The organism is Trinickia sp. HAY1-2D, from assembly GCF_056754935.1.
On the sequence record NZ_JBPGWX010000002.1, the window covers coordinates 1,670,316 to 1,687,274 of the forward strand.

The following is a 16,959-nucleotide window of genomic DNA, read 5'->3' on the forward strand; positions in this document are numbered from 1 at the left end:
GGAGGCAGCGGCGCTTGAAAGACATCATTCACTTTTCGCACGCGAACGGTTTTCCGGCACCGATCTACCGGACGATGTTTGCGGAGCTCTCCGACGACTACGAGATCCGCTACATCGAGCGCATCGGGCACGATCCGCTTTTTCCGGTCACGAGCGACTGGCCGCATCTCGTCGACGAACTGCTCGCCGACATCGAGCGGCGATATGAGGCACCGGTATGGCTCGTCGGCCATTCGCTGGGCGGCTATGTATCGCTGATGGCGGCGCTCAAGCGTCCGCATTGCGTGCGCGGTGTACTGATGCTCGATTCGCCCGTCGTCGCGGGCTGGCGTGCGAGCGTGCTGCGCGTGTCGCAATGGACGGGCCTCGACGAGCGGCTCTCGCCAGCGGCCGCCACGCGCAACCGCCGCACCCACTGGGCGAGCCGGGAGGAAGCCTGGCGTCATTTCCACGCGAAGCCTGCGTTTGCACGCTGGGACGAGCGGGTCTTGTCCGACTATGTCGACTTCGGCATTCCGCAGACCGCCGTGGACGGTACGCGCGCGCTCGCATTCGATCGGCAGATCGAGTACCTGATCTACAGGACACTACCGCGCACGCTCGGTGCGCGTCTCGCGCACGGCTCGCCGGTGCCGGTCGGCTTCATTGCGGGCACGCATTCGAAGGAGGTGCGCCAAGTCGGCCTCGAAGCGACGCGTCTCGCAACGCGGGGGCGTCTCGAATGGATCGAGGGCACGCATCTTTTTCCCATGGAAAAGCCGATCGAGACGGCGCGCGCGGTGCAGCGGGTGCTGCGCTCGCTGCGTGAGGCTGGATAAGCACGCAGGGAGCGCCGCGCGCTCCTCGGCACGCTGAGCGCGCGAACCTTTACGGTATAATCCGTTTTTCCCGCGAGCATCCAGCGATGACTAAATATGTTTTCGTCACCGGCGGCGTAGTGTCGTCCCTTGGCAAGGGCATTGCCGCCGCCTCTCTCGCCGCGATCCTCGAGTCGCGCGGTCTCAAAGTCACCCTCCTCAAACTCGATCCCTACATCAACGTCGACCCGGGCACCATGAGTCCGTTTCAGCACGGCGAGGTGTTCGTGACCGAGGATGGCGCCGAGACCGATCTCGATCTCGGGCACTACGAGCGCTTCATCAGCACGAAGATGCGCCGGGCGAACAACTTCACGACGGGCCAGATCTACGAATCGGTGATCCGCAAGGAACGCCGTGGCGATTATCTCGGCAAGACCGTACAGGTCATTCCGCACATCACGAATGAAATTCAGGCGTTCATCGAGCGCGGCGCGGCGTCGGCCACCTGCGGCGAGCCCGACGTGGCCATCGTCGAGATCGGCGGCACGGTCGGCGATATCGAATCGCTGCCGTTTCTCGAAGCCGCGCGGCAGATGAGCCTGCGTCTCGGACGCAACAGTGCTTGCTTCGTGCATCTGACGCTCGTGCCTTACATCGCGACAGCCGGCGAATTGAAGACCAAGCCCACGCAGCACAGCGTGCAAAAGCTGCGCGAAATCGGCATCTTGCCGCACGTGCTGCTGTGCCGCGCGGATCGCCAGATTCCCGATGACGAATCGAAAAAGATTTCGTTGTTCTCGAACGTGCCCGAAGACGCGGTGATCTCGGTCTGGGATGTCGACAGCATCTACAAAATTCCGCAGATGCTGCACGATCAGGGGCTCGACACGATCATTTGCGACGAGCTCAAGCTCTCGCCCAAGCCCGCCGATCTCACGCTGTGGGCCGATATCGTCGAGAAGCTCGAGCACCCGCGTCACGAGGTGACGATCGGCATGGTCGGCAAGTACGTCGATCTGACCGAATCGTACAAATCGCTGATCGAGGCGCTGCGTCATGCATCGGTCCATACGTCGACGAAGGTCAACATCGAATACATCGATTCCGAGCAGATCGAGCAAGAAGGTGTCGCGAGCCTCGCGCATCTCGATGCCATTCTCGTTCCGGGCGGCTTCGGTCGCCGCGGCACCGAAGGCAAGATCGCGGCGATCCGTCACGCGCGTGAGGCCAAGGTGCCGTACCTGGGCATCTGCCTCGGCATGCAGCTCGCGGTCATCGAATTCGCGCGCGATGTCGTCGGCATGAAGGATGCGAACAGTACCGAGTTCGATCCGGCCACGCCGCATCGCGTCGTGGCGCTCATCACCGAGTGGTATGACCGCGAGGGTCGCGTCGAGAAGCGTAGCGAGGGATCGGACCTGGGCGGTACGATGCGCCTGGGCTCGCAGCGTTGCCCCGTCAAGCCCGGCACGATGGCCGAAGCGATTTACGGCAAGGATGTCAACGAACGGCATCGCCATCGCTATGAAGTCAACAACCGCTATGTCCCTCAACTCGAGGCAGGCGGCCTCGTCATCAGCGCGCGTACGCCCAGCGAAGATCTGCCCGAGATGATGGAGCTGCCGCGCGAAATGCATCCGTGGTTCGTCGGTGTGCAGTTCCACCCCGAATTCACGTCGACACCGCGTGACGGACATCCTCTGTTCAAGGCGTTCGTCGAAGCGGCCCGTGCGTGCCATCTCGCGCGAGTCGGGGAGAAGGTATGAAGCTCGCCGGTTTCGAGATTGGCCTCGACAAGCCGTTTTTTCTGATTGCGGGAACCTGCGTCGTCGAATCGGAGCAGATGACGATCGATACGGCAGGCGCGCTCAAGGAAATCTGCGCTGGACTTGGCGTACCGTTCATCTACAAATCGTCGTATGACAAGGCCAACCGCAGTTCGGGCAAATCGTTTCGCGGGCTCGGAATGGACGAAGGCCTGCGCATCCTTGGCGAAGTGAAGCGGCAACTGAACGTGCCCGTGTTGACGGACGTGCATTCGATCGAGGAAATCGAGTCGGTCGCGTCCGTTGTCGACGTGCTGCAAACTCCGGCGTTTCTGTGTCGCCAGACCGATTTCATTCACGCCTGCGCGCGCTCGGGCAAGCCCGTCAATATCAAGAAAGGGCAGTTTCTCGCGCCGCACGACATGAAAAATGTGATCGCGAAGGCGCGTGACGCGGCGCGCGAGGCCGGGCTTTCGGAAGATCGCTTCATGGCCTGCGAGCGTGGCGTTTCGTTCGGCTACAACAACCTCGTTTCGGATATGCGCTCGCTTGCCATCATGCGCGAAACGGGAGCGCCCGTCGTATTCGATGCGACGCATTCGGTGCAACTGCCGGGCGGGCAGGGCACGAGCTCGGGCGGTCAGCGCGAATTCGTCCCTGTGCTCTCGCGCGCGGCGGTGGCCGTCGGCGTGGCCGGGCTTTTCATGGAGACTCACCCCGACCCGGCGTGCGCGCTGTCCGATGGCCCCAATGCCGTGCCGCTCAAGCGGATGGCCGAGCTGCTGGAAACGCTCGTTGCGCTCGATCGCATCGTCAAGCGTGCGCCGCTGCTCGAGAGCCACTTCGACTGACGAACAGACGAACTGACGCACCCCCACGCTTCGCGGACGATTCGTGGCGCGGCGACGGCACCGCATAGTGACTCGCAAGCGCGGCGACTCCGGGATGCAGTGGGAAAAACAAGCAAAAACGAGATAGAAGAAGCGGAATTCAACTTCATTTCTAGAGGAAATCATGAGTGCAATCGTAGATATCATCGGCCGCGAGATTCTGGATTCGCGAGGCAACCCGACCGTCGAATGCGATGTGTTGCTCGAGTCGGGCACGATGGGCCGTGCGGCCGTGCCGTCGGGCGCGTCGACGGGTTCGCGCGAGGCCATCGAGCTGCGTGACGGCGAAACCGGCCGCTATAGCGGCAAGGGCGTGCTGAAGGCCGTCGAGCACATCAATACCGAGATTTCCGAAGCGATCATGGGTCTCGATGCGTCCGAGCAGGCGTTCCTGGACAAGACGCTGCTCGAGCTGGACGGCACCGATAACAAGTCGCGCCTGGGCGCGAATGCGATGCTGGCCGTTTCGATGGCGGTGGCCAAGGCTGCGGCCGAGGAAGCGGGCTTGCCGCTTTACCGTTATTTCGGCGGATCGGGCGCGATGCAACTGCCGGTGCCGATGATGAACATCGTCAACGGCGGCGCGCATGCGAACAATAGCCTCGATATCCAGGAATTCATGATCGTCCCGGTGAGCCAGCCGACGTTCCGCGAGGCACTGCGTTGCGGCGCTGAAGTGTTCCATGCGCTCAAGAAGATTCTGGCCGATCGCGGCATGAGCACAGCCGTTGGCGACGAAGGCGGGTTCGCCCCGAATTTCGGCAGCAACGACGAGTGCCTCTCGACGATTCTTCAGGCCATCGAGAAGGCCGGTTACCGCGCGGGCGAAGACGTGCTGCTGGCGCTCGATTGTGCGGCAAGCGAGTTCTATCACGACGGCAAGTACCAGCTTGCGGGTGAGGGCTTGCAGCTGTCGTCGGCCGAGTTCACGGACTATCTCGCCACGCTCGCCGACAAATTCCCGATCGTGTCGATCGAAGACGGCATGCACGAGGGCGATTGGGCGGGCTGGAAGCTGTTGACCGACCGCCTCGGCAAAAAGATTCAGTTGGTCGGCGACGATCTGTTCGTGACCAACACACGCATCTTGAAGGAAGGCATCGAAAAGGGCATCGCGAACTCGATCCTGATCAAGATCAACCAGATCGGCACGCTCACCGAGACGTTCGCCGCCATCGAAATGGCCAAGCGCGCCGGTTATACGGCCGTTATTTCTCATCGCTCGGGCGAAACGGAAGACTCGACGATCGCCGACATCGCAGTGGGCCTCAACGCCGGACAGATCAAGACCGGTTCGCTCTCGCGCAGCGATCGCATCTCGAAGTACAACCAACTGCTGCGTATCGAAGAGGATCTCGGCGATATCGCCAGCTACCCCGGCAAGTCGACGTTCTACAATCTGCGTTGATTCAGGGTTTTTCGTCAACGATCGTTTTGCTCGCCGCCTCGTGCCTAGCCGCGGGGCGGTTTTGAATTTACGGCGCTTTCTCGCATGCGGCTCGTCACTGTCGTTCTCGTCGTCCTGCTCGTGCTGATCCAGTATCCGCTCTGGTGGGGACACGGCGGCTGGTTGCGCGTGCACGAGCTGCGCGAGGCGCTCGACGCGCAGGCGCATAAGAACGCCGATGCCAAGGTGCGCAACCAGCGCATCGAGGGAGAAGTGCAGGACCTGCAAGGCGGCACGGCCGCGGTCGAGGAGCGTGCCCGTTATGAAATGGGCATGGTCAAGGACGGCGAAGTATTCGTGCAGTTCGTCTCGCCGAATACGCCGGCAAGCGCGCTCGCGCCCGCCGCGGCGAGCAATACCTCGACGCGCGGCGAAGTATCGGCCGCGCCTGTCAGCGTAGTGCCCAATCCGGTTTCGCGCGCGAAGTCGCGCGGCAAAGAAGAAAAATCAGCCAAGAAGCGCGCCGCCGAAAAGACCCGGCAGTAGCCGTCGTCAGCCGCCCGTTACCGCCGTTCGCAACGCGTCATTCGCCGCGCGCTACCGCTACCACCACCAGCCGGGATAGAAGCCCGGGCTGTAGTACCCGAAGCCCCCACCGCTGACGTAGCCACCGTAGATCGTAGGCGCCGGATAGTAATACGGCGCGTAGTAGGGCGCGTAGTAGCGAGCCCAGTTATCGGCTGCGATTGCGGCGTCCTGGTCCTTCAACACCTGTTTGTCGATCTCGTCGTAACGCTTCTTCTCCGCACTTGTGAGCGGACGGGCCGGCGATGCCGCGCCTGGAGCGTCCGGCGGCAGGCGGCTCAGGATGGGGCCGGGGGGCGGCTCGACGACGCAGGCGGCGAGCGTCGTGGCTGCGGCGAGCACGAGCGCGAGTCTCACCGGTACGGTGCGGCCGTTTTCGACTCGTTTCATCGATGGGCGTTGAATGTGCGTTTTCATGATGGCCTCGCGAAGCCGCCTCTTGTGAATCCGTGTATCGGGTATCGGGTATCGGGTGAACCCCTCTGCGGCTGCCAGTGACGCTTCGACCGGGCGCGCCGTCCGAAAGTGCCGCGGTCCGCGGCCCGCCGTCAATGCCGCTGCGAGGCGGCCGGCGTCACCCCGACGGTGACATCGTTGGCCGAAAAGAGCTGCACGACGTCGACGGGGTCGAACTCGAAGCGCTGATTGCAGTATTCGCAATGGATCTCGATGTGACCGTGCTCGTCGATGACACTGTCGACTTCCTCACGCCCGAGCATTTTGAGCATCGATCCCACCTTTTCGCGCGAGCAACTGCAGGCGAAGTGTGCCTGTGCCGGCGCGAAGTGCTGGACGTTCTCCTGCCAGAAAAGGCGCTTGAAAAGCGTCTGAGGTTCTTCCTTCAACAGCTCTTCTTGCGAGAGCGTCGAGCCGAGCACGCACACGCGTTCCCACGTATCGGCGTCATGCTCGCCCGCGTGCGGCACGATACCGCCGTCGCCGGGAAGTTTCTGCAGCAGCACTCCCACCGCCCGCTCGGTATTCGCGGCGAGCCACAGGCGCGTTTCGAGTTGTTCGGAGTGGCGCATATAGTGTTCGAGCACTTCGGCCATCGACTGGAGGGGGCCTGCCTCGCCATTCAACGGGACGATGCCCTGATAGGGCTCGTGCCCCGGGCGGCGGTCCTGCGGGTCGAGCGTGATGACACACCGTCCGTGCCCGCTCGCGTTGAGCAGATCCGCGAACGGTATCTGCGTGCCCTTGGCGGCTTCGGCTTCGGCTTCGAGCTCCGCGGAGAATTTCGCGGTGGCGCGCATGGCGAGCGACGAGCTGCATTGGACGACGAGCATTTTCACCGGGCCGTCGCCGAAAATCTGCATGATCAGCGTGCCGTCGAATTTGAGATTCGCGGACAGCAGCGCGCACGCGGCCATCATCTCGCCGAGTATGTTGCGCACGGGAGCGGGGTATTGCCGGCGCGTCAGCACTTCCCGCCAGGTGTTGTGCAGCGAGACGATCTCGCCGCGCACCGGCGCCGTGCTGAACATGAATTTTTGCAAATGGTCTTCCACAGCCTGTTCCTTCGATCGTCGATATCGGCCGAGCCTGGTTCGCGCTGCATCAACCGATGCGCACGAGCTGTTCCTTGTAGAGCGCCCTGCGTTCGATGTAGCCCTGGGCATTTTGCGCGAGGCGGCTCACCTCCTCGTCGGTGAGTTCCCGCACGACCTTGGCGGGTGCGCCGAGGATCAGCGTGCGTTCGGGAAACACCTTGCCTTCGGTGACGACGGCGCCCGCGCCCACCAGACAATTGCGGCCGATCACCGCACCGTTCAGCACCACGGCCTGAATGCCGATGAGGGCACCATCCGATACCGTGCAGCCGTGCAGCATCGCCTGATGCCCGACCGTCGCGTTCGTGCCGATGACGAGCGGGTAGCCCGGATCGGTGTGAAGCACGGCGCCTTCCTGAATGTTGGTGCCGGCGCCGACTTGAATGGGCTCGTTATCGCCCCGTAGCGACGCGCCGAACCAGACGCTGGCATTTTCTTCGAGCGTCACGCGGCCGACGATGGTGGCCGTGTCGGCGACGAATACGCTTTCGTGAATGGTCGGGCCATGCTCGCCCAGCTTGTACATCGCCACAGTGAATGTCTCCCGTGCAAGGCCATGCCGCAGCCGTGGAGTGTGGCCGCGCACCGAGTAAAATGGCCGCCCTTGTCACGCGCTCCACGGCACGCGCGAGGCCGAATCGCGTATTGTAAACGGTCCCGCCTGTCACCGCGGCGTTCGCTGCCGGTGGGCCGCAGCGGCCGTGCCGCGTTGCTTTTTATCGATGAGTCCCGACTCAGTAATGTCTGCAACAGATTCTTCCGAAAGCGACGAAATCGAGCGTGAAGACGATGTTCGTCATCTCGCGCTTTGCGTGCTCCTCGAATGCGAGCCGTCGGCGAAGGCCGCTCATGCTCAGGCGCTGCATCGGCGCTGGCTGGCGCGCGAGTTGCCCTGTGGGGCTCAGGCGAGCATCGCCGAGCCGGCCGGCCTGCCGGGCAGGCCACGCGCGCCACTGCTCGTCGAACCGCGCTTGCTCGCGCATCGCGGCATGCGCTCGCCGGAGGGCCGCGCGGTGCTTCTGCATGCGCTTGCCCATATCGAATTCAACGCGATCAACCTCGCGCTCGATGCCGTCTGGCGTTTCGGACAGATGCCGGAAGCGTTTTACGGCGACTGGCTGCAAGTTGCCGCCGAAGAGGCGCATCATTTCACGTTGCTCGCTGCGCGGCTCGCTCAACTCGGGCACGCCTATGGCGAGTTCCCCGCGCACAACGGACTCTGGGACATGTGCGAGCGCACGCGGGCGGACGTACTCGCGCGCATGGCGCTGGTACCGCGCACGCTCGAGGCGCGCGGGCTCGATGCGTCGCCGCCGATTCGCGCGCGGCTCGTGCAGGCGGGCGATCTCGATTCGGCTGCCATTCTCGATGTCATTTTGCGCGATGAAATTGGCCATGTTCGCATCGGGAATCATTGGTTTCGCTACCTGTGCGACGCGCGAGGGCTCGATCCGCATCCCACGTACGTCCGGCTGGCCGAGCAATACCGCGCGCCGCGCTTGCGCGGGCCGTTCAACTTCGAGGCACGCCGCCAGGCCGGATTCGATGAATTCGAACTGTCGCGGCTGAACGGCGATGAGGGCGCGCCAAGCGACGCCTGATGCGCCCGACGAGGCGATCGTTCGAATCGATCCCGGCTATGCCCAAATCCGCGGCGCGCAGACAAAGCGTTTCTCCCGATATAATCGAACGACCATTCGTTTTTCGGCGACGCTTCATGACTACTTCGCAATCCGACTTCCTGACCGTTCGCGGTGTGCGTCTGCACGTGCGCCGTTGGGGCCCGCCCGGCGCTCCAACGCTTTTCATGCTGCATGGCTGGATGGACGTTTCCGCGTCGTTCCAGTTCGTGGTGGATGCGCTGGGCGGCGATTGGCAGGTGATCGCGCCCGACGCACGCGGTTTCGGTCTGTCCGATTGGCCCGTGGCGGAGCGCGGCGGCGGCCATTATTGGTTCCACGAGTACCTGGCGGACCTCGAAGCCTTGCTCGACCATTACGCACCGAGCGGACAAGTCAATCTCGTCGGACACAGCATGGGGGCAAACGTCGTGTGCCTGTACGCCGGCGTGCGGCCCGAGCGCGTGCGACGAGTCGTCGACCTCGAAGGGTTCGGGCTGGCGCCCGCAAAGGCTGCGCAGGCGCCGCACCGGCTCGCCGCCTGGCTCGACGACCTGCGCGCGCCTCCCACGCTCAAGACGTACGCGACGCTCGACGACGTCGCCGCGCGCTTGACGAAGAATAATCCGCGCCTTGCACCCGAGCGTGCGCGCTTTTTGGCCCGGCATTGGGCGAAACGCGGCGACGACGGGCGCTATCTGTTGCTGGCGGATCCGGCGCACAAGATGCATGGTCCGCTGCTTTACCGGCTCGACGAAATAATGGCGGTGTGGGCGAAGGCCAGCGCGAAAGTCCTGCATGTCGAGGCCGTCCGATCGCCGACGCTTGCGATGCTGGCGGGTGCCATTCCGCTGGACGAGTTCAAGGCACGCTTCACGGCTTTTCGAGACTGGCGCGAAAAGATGATCGAAGACGCAGGACATATGGTTCATCACGATCAACCCGAGCAGGTGGCGGCGCTGATCGAGGCGTTTTGCGCCTGAGAGGGGCAAGCGCGTCCGGGGCGCGCTAGGGAAGCCCGAGCGGAACGCCGCATTGCAGTAAAATGCTTGGATACTCCCTCCGCTCGAAGCATGAACGCCGATCTGCATTGCCATTCCAACGTATCCGACGGGCTGCTCGCGCCCGCGGAGGTCGCGCGCCGTGCGCATGCGGGGGGCGTGACCGTCTGGTCGCTGACCGATCACGACGAACTCGGCGGTCAGAGCGAGGCTCGCGCCGCGGCCGAGGCGCTTGGCATCCGTTATTTGCCGGGGGTCGAAATTTCCGTGACGTGGGCCGCTCGCACGTTGCACGTCGTGGGGCTGGGCGTGGACCCGTCATGTCCGACGCTCGTCGAGGGGCTGAGTGCGACGCGCAACGGGCGTACCGCGAGGGCGCAGGCCATGGCCGCGGCACTCGAGGCAGTCGGCATTCCCGGTGCCTATGAAGGCGCGCTGCGGTTCGTGTCGAATCCCGACCTGATTTCACGCACGCATTTCGCGCGCTTCCTCGTCGAAAAAGGTTTTGCCCCGTCGACAGCCGACGTGTTCGATCGCTTTCTCGGCGAGGGTAAGCCGGGCTATGTTCCGCATCGTTGGGCGACCCTTGAAAACGCAGTCAGCTGGATTGGCGCGGCCGGCGGCATTGCGGTCATTGCCCATCCGGGGCGCTACCGCTATACGCCGCTCGAATTCGACGCGCTTTTCGGCGCCTTCGTCGATCTGGGCGGCCGCGCCATCGAGGTTGTCACGGGTAGTCACACGCCCGATCAGTACCGCGAATACGCCGATGTCGCGCGTCGTTTCGGATTCGAGGCGTCGCGCGGTTCGGATTTTCATGCGCCCGGCGAGGGTCGCGTGGAGCTTGGCGCGCTGCCGCCGCTGCCGCCCGATCTGACGCCTGTCTGGGACCGCCTGCTCTGATGCACGCGCGACGAGCGCAGTTTTCCGCGAGACCCGGCTGGGCGGCAGTGCGTCGCACGGCATCCGGTGCCTGCCATGCTCGCGCGTCGCGTCGCTGAACGCTCACTTCTTCCATGTCCCAATACTTCCGGATCCACCCCGATAACCCACAGCCGCGCTTGATTGCGCAGGCGGTCCATATCGTGAAAGACGGCGGCGTGATAGCGCTGCCGACCGATTCGAGTTATGCACTCGGGTGCCGTCTCGACGATAAGGACGCCGTGACGCGTCTGCGCCGCATTCGCGGTCTCGATGAGCGGCAGCATTTGTCGTTGCTCGTGCGCGACCTGTCCGAGCTCGCGAATTTCGCGATGGTCGACAACGGGCAGTTTCGCTTGATCAAGTCGGTGACGCCGGGGCCTTACGTATTCATCCTGCAGGCGACGAAGGAAGTGCCCCGGCGGCTCTCTCATCCGTCGCGCAAGACGATCGGGCTGCGCGTGCCGGATCACGCCATCACGCTCGCGTTGCTCGAGGCGCTCGGGGAGCCGCTCATTGCCACGACGCTGATCCTGCCGCCGGACAGCGAACCTGTGAACGATCCCGAGGCGATCCGCACACGGCTCGAAAAGCAGATCGATCTCGTGATCGACGGGGGCGCCTGTCCGCGCGAGCCATCGACCGTGGTCGATCTGACGGGCGATGAGCCGGTTCTCGTGCGTGCGGGGCGCGGTGCGCTCGAACCGTTCGGACTGAGTGCCATGGAGCAGTGAACGCAAGACGCTTGCCGCGCGAGACCGGCCCGCGACCAGTGCGGTACGGCCCCCTTGTTACAATAAGCCCGATATGGATGCTTCCCTGATACAAACGATAGCGGTCTATGCGTTGCCCGTGATCTTCGCGATTACGCTGCACGAGGCGGCGCACGGCTACGTGGCCAAGCTGCTTGGAGACAATACGGCCTACATGATGGGGCGGGTTTCGTTCAATCCGATGCGCCACATCGACCCGCTGGGCACGATCGCCATTCCGCTGCTGCTTTATTTCGCCACGGGCGGCGCGTTCATGTTCGGCTACGCGAAACCCGTTCCAGTCGCGTTCAGCAACCTGCGCAATCCGCGCTGGGGCAGCCTGTGGGTGGCGCTCGCCGGTCCGGTCTGCAACTTTGCGCAGGCGCTGCTGTGGGGATTCATCGGCGTTGGCCTGTCGCTGTCGTCGGTCGACGAGCCGTTCTTCTCGCGCATGGCGGGCGCCGGCGTCAGCGTGAATCTCGTGCTGGGTATCATCAACCTGTTTCCGCTGCCGCCGCTCGACGGCGGGCGCGTAGTCATGGCGCTGTTGCCGCCGCGCCAGGCGATCGGCTTGGCGCGCCTCGAGCCGTATGGCTTTTTCGTCGTGATGGCGCTCGTGATCACGGGCGTGCTGACGAGGTTCTGGCTGCGGCCGCTCATGTCGCTCGGTTACGATGCCTTGACGGCCATCCTGACTCCCTTTGTCTCGCTCTTCAACTAAGACCATGTTTCCAGACCGCATTTTCTCCGGCATGCGACCCACCGGCTCGCTCCACCTCGGCCACTACCATGGCGTGTTGAAGAACTGGGTGCGCCTGCAGTCCGAATACCCGTGCTTTTTCTGCGTGGTCGACTGGCATGCGCTCACCACCCACTACGAGACGCCCGAGGTCATCGAAACCAACGTCTGGGAAGTACTGATCGACTGGCTCGCATCGGGAATCGATCCCGCGCAGGCGACGCTTTTCATCCAAAGCCGAGTTCCCGAGCATGCGGAGCTGTCGCTGCTGCTCGGCATGAGCGCGCCGCTCGGCTGGCTCGAACGTGTGCCGACCTATAAGGAGCAGATCGAGAAGCTGAAGGACAAGGACCTCTCGACATACGGTTTTCTCGGCTATCCCGTGTTGATGGCGGCGGACATTCTGCTTTATCGCGCCTCGCTCGTGCCGGTCGGCGAAGATCAGGTGCCGCACGTCGAGATGACGCGCGAGATCGCGCGGCGCTTCAATCATCTTTATGGGCGCGAGCCCGATTTCGAAGAAAAGGCGCTCGAGGCAGCCAAGAAGCTGGGCGGCAAACGCGCGAAGCTGTACCGCGAGTTGCGCAATGCCTATCAGCAAGAGGGCGACGACGAAGCACTCGAGCAGGCGCGTGCGCTGCTGCAGGAGTCGCAAAGCATTTCGATGAGCGATCGCGAGCGGCTTTTCGGCTACCTGGAAGGTGCGCGCAAGATCATCCTCGTCGAACCGCAGGTGCTGCTGACGAAGGCTTCGCGCATGCCGGGGCTCGATGGGCAGAAAATGTCGAAGTCCTATGGCAACACCATCGGGTTGCGCGAGGACGCCGATACGATCGCCAAGAAAGTCCGCACGATGCCGACGGATCCCGCGCGGGTGCGCCGGACCGATCCGGGCGATCCCGACAAATGCCCCGTTTGGCAACTGCATCAGGTCTATACCGACGAGGCCACCCACCAATGGGTGCAAAAGGGCTGCCGCTCGGCCGGTATCGGCTGTCTCGAATGCAAGCAACCCGTTATCGAAGGTATCTTGCGCGAGCAGCAGCCGATGCTCGAGCGGGCGCAAAAGTATATGGACGACCCGACGCTTTTGCGGGCCATCGTGGCCGACGGCTGCGACAAGGCGCGCAAGTTCGCCACCGAGACGATGCGCGACGTACGCGAGGCCATGGGCCTTTCGTACTCCTGATCGGTCGGCGTTTGCGATGCACGCGCAATGTGCCCGGGCGGGGTTGCGATGAGCGGCGAGCACACGGCGGCGCCGGGCGCTTCCGCCTGGATCGTCCGGTGGTCGCATCTGCTTGCGCCGGATGCGACCGTGCTCGACGTTGCCGCGGGTAGCGGTCGTCATGCACGCTGGTTCGCCGCGCGCGGGCATCGCGTGATCGCCCTGGAGCGCGCCCCCGACGCGCTTGCGGCACTGGCGCAGATCGAGGGCGTCGAGCCCCTCGCAGCCGATCTCGAAGACGGCAGTCCGTGGCCGTTTCCCGATGCGGCACGGTTTGCGGCGGTCGTTGTCACGAATTACCTTCATCGCCCGCTGTTGCCGCGTCTCGTCGCATCGCTCGCGCCAGGCGGCTTTTTGTTGTACGAAACTTTCGCGCAGGGCAATGAAACGCTCGGGAAACCTTCGAACCCGGCGTTTCTCCTCGCGCCGGGCGAGCTGCTCGACGCCGTGCGCGGCACGTTACGGGTCATCGCGTTCGAAGACGGTTACACCGCATTACCGCGGCCTGCGTTCGTGCAGCGCCTGTGCGCGGTGCGCGAGGCCGAGAGGGTTCGGGATGCCGTGGGCGGGGCGGGCGCAACCCCGGGTCAGCCGCGTTACGATTTGAGCGGCTAATCCGCTACAATCGCGCTTTCGGAATGGAATTCATGGCGTTTCATGGCTAACGGCACATCCAGCAGCAACCGGGACGGCGTCCGGATTCGCGGCAGCATTCCCGCGATCGTCACGCCGATGCTCGACGACGGCGGCCTCGATCTGGCGGCGTTTCGCAAGCTGATCGACTGGCATATCGAGGAAGGCACCAACGCGCTCGTCGTCGTGGGTACGAGCGGCGAATCGGCCACGTTGTCGGTCGAGGAGCACGTCCTCATGATCGAAACGGCCGTTACGCACGCGGCCGGCCGTATTCCGGTGATTGCCGGCGCCGGGGGCAATTCGACCTCCGAGGCGATCGAGCTGACCGAGCGGGCGAAAGCCGTGGGCGCCGAGGCGACGCTGCAAGTCGTCCCTTACTACAACAAGCCGACGCAAGAGGGCATCTACCGCCATTTCGCGAAAATCGCGGAAGCGGTCGATTTGCCCGTCATTCTCTATAACGTGCCGGGCCGTACGGTGGCCGACATGTCGAACGAGACGATCCTGCGCCTCGCACAGGTACCGGGCATCATCGGCGTGAAGGAGGCGACGGGCAACATCGATCGCGCAGCACATCTGATCAAGGCCGCGCCGTCGCATTTCGGCATCTATAGCGGCGACGACCCGACCGCGATCGCGCTCATGCTGCTCGGGGGCCATGGCAACATTTCCGTGACGGCCAATGTCGCGCCGCGCGCGATGAGCGAGCTGTGCAAAGCGGCGCTCGAGGCCGATGCGAAGACCGCCCGTGAAATTCATCTCCGTTTGCTTTCGTTGCACAAGACGCTTTTCATCGAATCGAATCCGATCCCGGTGAAGTGGGCGCTCGAGGAGATGGGCCGGATACAAGGCGGCATCCGCCTGCCGCTGACGCGTCTCGACGAGCGCTGCCACGGCGCCGTGCGCGATGCGTTGCGCGAGGCAGGCGTGCTGCGATAAAGGCGGTACCGATGTCCGCGCGCGCACGCAACGGCGCGCCGGCTGCTGTCATTCACTAACCGAGATCGTTCTCGACTCGCGCTCCAGCATCGTTGCAGGCACGCGTTCGCATCACGAAGGGTTCCATGAAACGTTCTGTTTTTTTCATTCATGCCGCGCGTACGGCGGCGCTTGTGCTCGCGCTCGGATCGCTTGCCGGCTGCGACACCCTCAACGAATGGTTCTCGTCCGATAAAGTCGATTACAAGGCCACGCGTTCGGCCCCGTCGCTGACGGTCCCGAGCGATCTGACGGCGAGCACCGCGCCGACACAATACACGGCCCCGCCGTCGAACGCGGCACTCGGCGGCGCGCCCGAGCGCAATCGCACCACCGCGGGCAATGCGACGGAAGGGGTGCCGAGCGCGCAAGACCCCTATGGCATGCATATCGAGCGCGATGGCGACCGCCGCTGGCTCGTCGTCGACGGCCGCTCGCCCGACCAGCTTTGGCCGCAGTTGCAGGAATTCTGGCAGGACAATGGCTTCGCGCTGAAAACCAATGCGCCCGCAACGGGCATCATGATGACGGACTGGGCGGAAAACCGCGCCAACATACCGGACGATTGGTTTCGCCGCACGATTGGCCGGGTGATCGATTTCGCGTACTCGTCGGGCACGCGCGACAGATTCCGTACGCTCGTCGAACGCGGCCCGAACGGCGCGACCGATATTTCGATTACGCATAGCGCGCTCGAAGAAGTGCTGACCGGGCAGGACAAGGACTCGTCGCGCTGGGTGGAACGTCCGCGCAATCCGGTGCTGGAAGCCGTGTTTCTTTCGAAGCTGATGCAGAAGTTCGGCCTGACCGACGCACAATCGAAGGAACTCCTCGCGAACGCGCGTCCCGGCACGGCGCCTGTCACGATCGATATGGCCGGTGCCCAGACGACGCTCGAGCTTCAGGAGTCTTTCGATCGGGCGTGGCTGCGCGTCGGGCTGGCGCTCGACAGGACGAATTTCACGGTCGATAACCGCGATCGCGCCAAGGGGCTCTATTACGTGCGCTACGCCGATTCGATGGCCGAGCTCAAGCGCGACGGCCTGTTCGGCAAGCTCTTCTATCGCAAACCGGTGGCATCCGCACCGGGGCAGTCGTTCCTCGTCAATGTCCGCCAAAAAGGCGAGGGCCAGACGCAGGTCGCAATCGTGGATGCAAACGGCCAAGTCGATACCTCGCCCGAAGCGAAGAAGATTCTGTCGCTGCTGCATGCCGAACTGAACTGACGGGCCGTTCATGCGTTTTGCCAGTCTCGGCAGCGGAAGCGAAGGCAACGCGCTCGTCGTCGAAGCGACGAGCGGGACGACGGCGACGCGCGTATTACTGGATTGCGGATTCTCGGCGAAAGAACTCGAACGGCGGCTCGCGCGCGTCGAATGCGGCATCGAGCAGCTCGACGCCATTCTCGTCACGCACGAGCACAGCGACCACATTGGCAGCGCGTTGACGGTCGCTCGCAAATGGAGTGTCCCGCTTTATATGAGTTGGGGCACGGCACGCGCGGTGGGTGCGGACGTGGCGCCGGGCGTCGATCTCCACGTGTTGTGGGGTGACGAGACGGCCGCTATCGGCGACCTGCAAGTATGCCCTTATACGGTTCCCCACGACGCGCGCGAGCCGCTGCAGTTCGTTTTCGGGGACGGCGCGCATCGATTGGGCGTGCTGACGGATGTCGGTACATCGACGCCGCATATCACAGCGATGCTCCATGACTGCGACGCGCTGGTGCTCGAATGCAATCACGATGTCGATATGCTGGCGACGAGCCGCTATCCGGCATCGCTAAAGGCGCGAATCGGCGGTAACCACGGGCATCTCAGCAACGACGCGGCTGCGGTCATTCTGGCGTCGCTGCGTCGCTCACGGCTCAAGCATATCGTTGCGGCGCATCTGAGCCAGCAAAACAATCAGCCAGAGCTTGCTCAGGCCGCGCTGGCGCGTGTGCTGGGCTCCGCTATACACGACGTGATGGTTGCATCGCAGGACGACGGTTTCGCGTGGCTGACGCTAGGCGGTGTCGAGTAAGGGCGTGTCGGTTCGCGGCAACGCAATTCGCAATTGGCGCAGACAAGAAAAAACCGGCTCGAAGCCGGTTTTTTCTTGC

General features: G+C 63.7%; 18 protein-coding genes. 15 read left to right on the forward strand and 3 right to left on the reverse strand.

Annotated features, from left to right (window positions below):
* Nucleotides 1–14 precede the first annotated feature (14 nt).
* The 5 genes from ACR9ZC_RS14925 to ftsB all read left to right on the forward strand — a co-directional run bounded on the left by ACR9ZC_RS14925 (nt 15) and on the right by ftsB (nt 5,389).
* Nucleotides 15–818 carry an alpha/beta fold hydrolase gene (locus tag ACR9ZC_RS14925; protein WP_481580895.1) on the forward strand — a complete coding sequence of 268 codons (804 nt, stop codon included), beginning with the start codon at nt 15–17 and terminating at the stop codon, nt 816–818.
* Nucleotides 819–904: 86 nt separating this feature from the next.
* On the forward strand, nt 905–2,566 hold the full coding sequence (locus ACR9ZC_RS14930; protein ID WP_481580896.1) for a CTP synthase: 1,662 nt from the start codon (nt 905–907) through the stop codon (nt 2,564–2,566).
* The gene (gene kdsA, locus ACR9ZC_RS14935; RefSeq protein ID WP_481580897.1) at nt 2,563–3,417 is read left to right on the forward strand and encodes a 3-deoxy-8-phosphooctulonate synthase; all 855 of its coding nucleotides are present in this window, start codon (nt 2,563–2,565) and stop codon (nt 3,415–3,417) included. Before ACR9ZC_RS14930 ends, kdsA begins: the two co-directional genes overlap by 4 nt.
* A 163-nt stretch (nt 3,418–3,580) precedes the next feature.
* Complete coding sequence (eno, locus tag ACR9ZC_RS14940; protein WP_173255444.1) at nt 3,581–4,864, forward strand: phosphopyruvate hydratase; 1,284 nt, start codon at nt 3,581–3,583, stop codon at nt 4,862–4,864.
* Between the two features lie 84 nt (nt 4,865–4,948).
* A complete protein-coding gene (ftsB, locus tag ACR9ZC_RS14945; RefSeq protein WP_481580898.1) occupies nt 4,949–5,389 on the forward strand; it encodes a cell division protein FtsB in 441 nt (146 codons plus the stop codon).
* Nucleotides 5,390–5,446: 57 nt separating this feature from the next.
* Here ftsB and ACR9ZC_RS14950 read toward each other — a convergent pair whose 3' ends face one another.
* From ACR9ZC_RS14950 to ACR9ZC_RS14960, 3 genes are all read right to left on the reverse strand, one after another.
* Nucleotides 5,447–5,818, reverse strand: coding sequence for a hypothetical protein (locus tag ACR9ZC_RS14950; protein ID WP_481582675.1), 372 nt, complete (start codon nt 5,816–5,818; stop codon nt 5,447–5,449).
* A gap of 158 nt (nt 5,819–5,976) precedes the next feature.
* Nucleotides 5,977–6,939, reverse strand: a complete 963-nt coding sequence (gene hslO / locus ACR9ZC_RS14955; protein WP_481580899.1) for an Hsp33 family molecular chaperone HslO — start codon at nt 6,937–6,939, stop codon at nt 5,977–5,979.
* Nucleotides 6,940–6,988: 49 nt separating this feature from the next.
* The gene (locus tag ACR9ZC_RS14960) at nt 6,989–7,513 is read right to left on the reverse strand and encodes a gamma carbonic anhydrase family protein (protein WP_481580900.1); all 525 of its coding nucleotides are present in this window, start codon (nt 7,511–7,513) and stop codon (nt 6,989–6,991) included.
* 208 nt (nt 7,514–7,721) lie between these two features.
* Between ACR9ZC_RS14960 and ACR9ZC_RS14965 the strand changes: the two genes are divergently transcribed.
* From ACR9ZC_RS14965 to ACR9ZC_RS15010, 10 genes are all read left to right on the forward strand, one after another.
* Entirely contained in the window at nt 7,722–8,582 is an 861-nt protein-coding gene (locus ACR9ZC_RS14965) for a ferritin-like domain-containing protein (RefSeq protein WP_481580901.1), read from the forward strand.
* Between the two features lie 116 nt (nt 8,583–8,698).
* Entirely contained in the window at nt 8,699–9,583 is an 885-nt protein-coding gene (locus tag ACR9ZC_RS14970) for an alpha/beta fold hydrolase (protein WP_481580902.1), read from the forward strand.
* A 90-nt stretch (nt 9,584–9,673) separates the two neighbouring features.
* Entirely contained in the window at nt 9,674–10,504 is an 831-nt protein-coding gene (locus ACR9ZC_RS14975) for a 3',5'-nucleoside bisphosphate phosphatase (RefSeq protein WP_481580903.1), read from the forward strand.
* Between the two features lie 113 nt (nt 10,505–10,617).
* Nucleotides 10,618–11,256: an L-threonylcarbamoyladenylate synthase gene (locus ACR9ZC_RS14980; protein WP_481580904.1), complete on the forward strand. Its 639-nt coding sequence runs from the start codon at nt 10,618–10,620 to the stop codon at nt 11,254–11,256.
* 73 nt (nt 11,257–11,329) lie between these two features.
* A complete protein-coding gene (locus ACR9ZC_RS14985; protein ID WP_481580905.1) occupies nt 11,330–11,995 on the forward strand; it encodes a site-2 protease family protein in 666 nt (221 codons plus the stop codon).
* 4 nt (nt 11,996–11,999) lie between these two features.
* Nucleotides 12,000–13,202: a tryptophan--tRNA ligase gene (locus tag ACR9ZC_RS14990; RefSeq protein ID WP_331570817.1), complete on the forward strand. Its 1,203-nt coding sequence runs from the start codon at nt 12,000–12,002 to the stop codon at nt 13,200–13,202.
* 48 nt (nt 13,203–13,250) lie between these two features.
* Nucleotides 13,251–13,856 carry a class I SAM-dependent methyltransferase gene (locus ACR9ZC_RS14995; protein WP_481580906.1) on the forward strand — a complete coding sequence of 202 codons (606 nt, stop codon included), beginning with the start codon at nt 13,251–13,253 and terminating at the stop codon, nt 13,854–13,856.
* A gap of 42 nt (nt 13,857–13,898) precedes the next feature.
* Nucleotides 13,899–14,816 carry a 4-hydroxy-tetrahydrodipicolinate synthase gene (gene dapA, locus ACR9ZC_RS15000; protein WP_481580907.1) on the forward strand — a complete coding sequence of 306 codons (918 nt, stop codon included), beginning with the start codon at nt 13,899–13,901 and terminating at the stop codon, nt 14,814–14,816.
* Nucleotides 14,817–14,941: 125 nt separating this feature from the next.
* On the forward strand, nt 14,942–16,081 hold the full coding sequence (gene bamC / locus ACR9ZC_RS15005; RefSeq protein ID WP_481580908.1) for an outer membrane protein assembly factor BamC: 1,140 nt from the start codon (nt 14,942–14,944) through the stop codon (nt 16,079–16,081).
* Nucleotides 16,082–16,091: 10 nt separating this feature from the next.
* Nucleotides 16,092–16,880: an MBL fold metallo-hydrolase gene (locus ACR9ZC_RS15010; protein WP_440559150.1), complete on the forward strand. Its 789-nt coding sequence runs from the start codon at nt 16,092–16,094 to the stop codon at nt 16,878–16,880.
* Nucleotides 16,881–16,959: the final 79 nt, after the last annotated feature.

Coding starts and splice junctions, on each gene's coding strand:
- dapA (WP_481580907.1), top strand. CDS start 13,899: ATGGCTAACGGCACATCCAGCAGCAACCGGGACGGCGTCCGGATTCGC.
- ACR9ZC_RS14970 (WP_481580902.1), top strand. CDS start 8,699: ATGACTACTTCGCAATCCGACTTCCTGACCGTTCGCGGTGTGCGTCTG.
- bamC (WP_481580908.1), top strand. CDS start 14,942: ATGAAACGTTCTGTTTTTTTCATTCATGCCGCGCGTACGGCGGCGCTT.
- ACR9ZC_RS14975 (WP_481580903.1), top strand. CDS start 9,674: ATGAACGCCGATCTGCATTGCCATTCCAACGTATCCGACGGGCTGCTC.
- ACR9ZC_RS14930 (WP_481580896.1), top strand. CDS start 905: ATGACTAAATATGTTTTCGTCACCGGCGGCGTAGTGTCGTCCCTTGGC.
- ACR9ZC_RS14995 (WP_481580906.1), top strand. CDS start 13,251: ATGAGCGGCGAGCACACGGCGGCGCCGGGCGCTTCCGCCTGGATCGTC.
- kdsA (WP_481580897.1), top strand. CDS start 2,563: ATGAAGCTCGCCGGTTTCGAGATTGGCCTCGACAAGCCGTTTTTTCTG.
- ACR9ZC_RS14980 (WP_481580904.1), top strand. CDS start 10,618: ATGTCCCAATACTTCCGGATCCACCCCGATAACCCACAGCCGCGCTTG.
- eno (WP_173255444.1), top strand. CDS start 3,581: ATGAGTGCAATCGTAGATATCATCGGCCGCGAGATTCTGGATTCGCGA.
- ACR9ZC_RS14990 (WP_331570817.1), top strand. CDS start 12,000: ATGTTTCCAGACCGCATTTTCTCCGGCATGCGACCCACCGGCTCGCTC.
- ACR9ZC_RS14950 (WP_481582675.1), bottom strand. CDS start 5,818: ATGAAACGAGTCGAAAACGGCCGCACCGTACCGGTGAGACTCGCGCTC.
- ACR9ZC_RS14965 (WP_481580901.1), top strand. CDS start 7,722: ATGTCTGCAACAGATTCTTCCGAAAGCGACGAAATCGAGCGTGAAGAC.
- ftsB (WP_481580898.1), top strand. CDS start 4,949: ATGCGGCTCGTCACTGTCGTTCTCGTCGTCCTGCTCGTGCTGATCCAG.
- ACR9ZC_RS14985 (WP_481580905.1), top strand. CDS start 11,330: ATGGATGCTTCCCTGATACAAACGATAGCGGTCTATGCGTTGCCCGTG.
- ACR9ZC_RS15010 (WP_440559150.1), top strand. CDS start 16,092: ATGCGTTTTGCCAGTCTCGGCAGCGGAAGCGAAGGCAACGCGCTCGTC.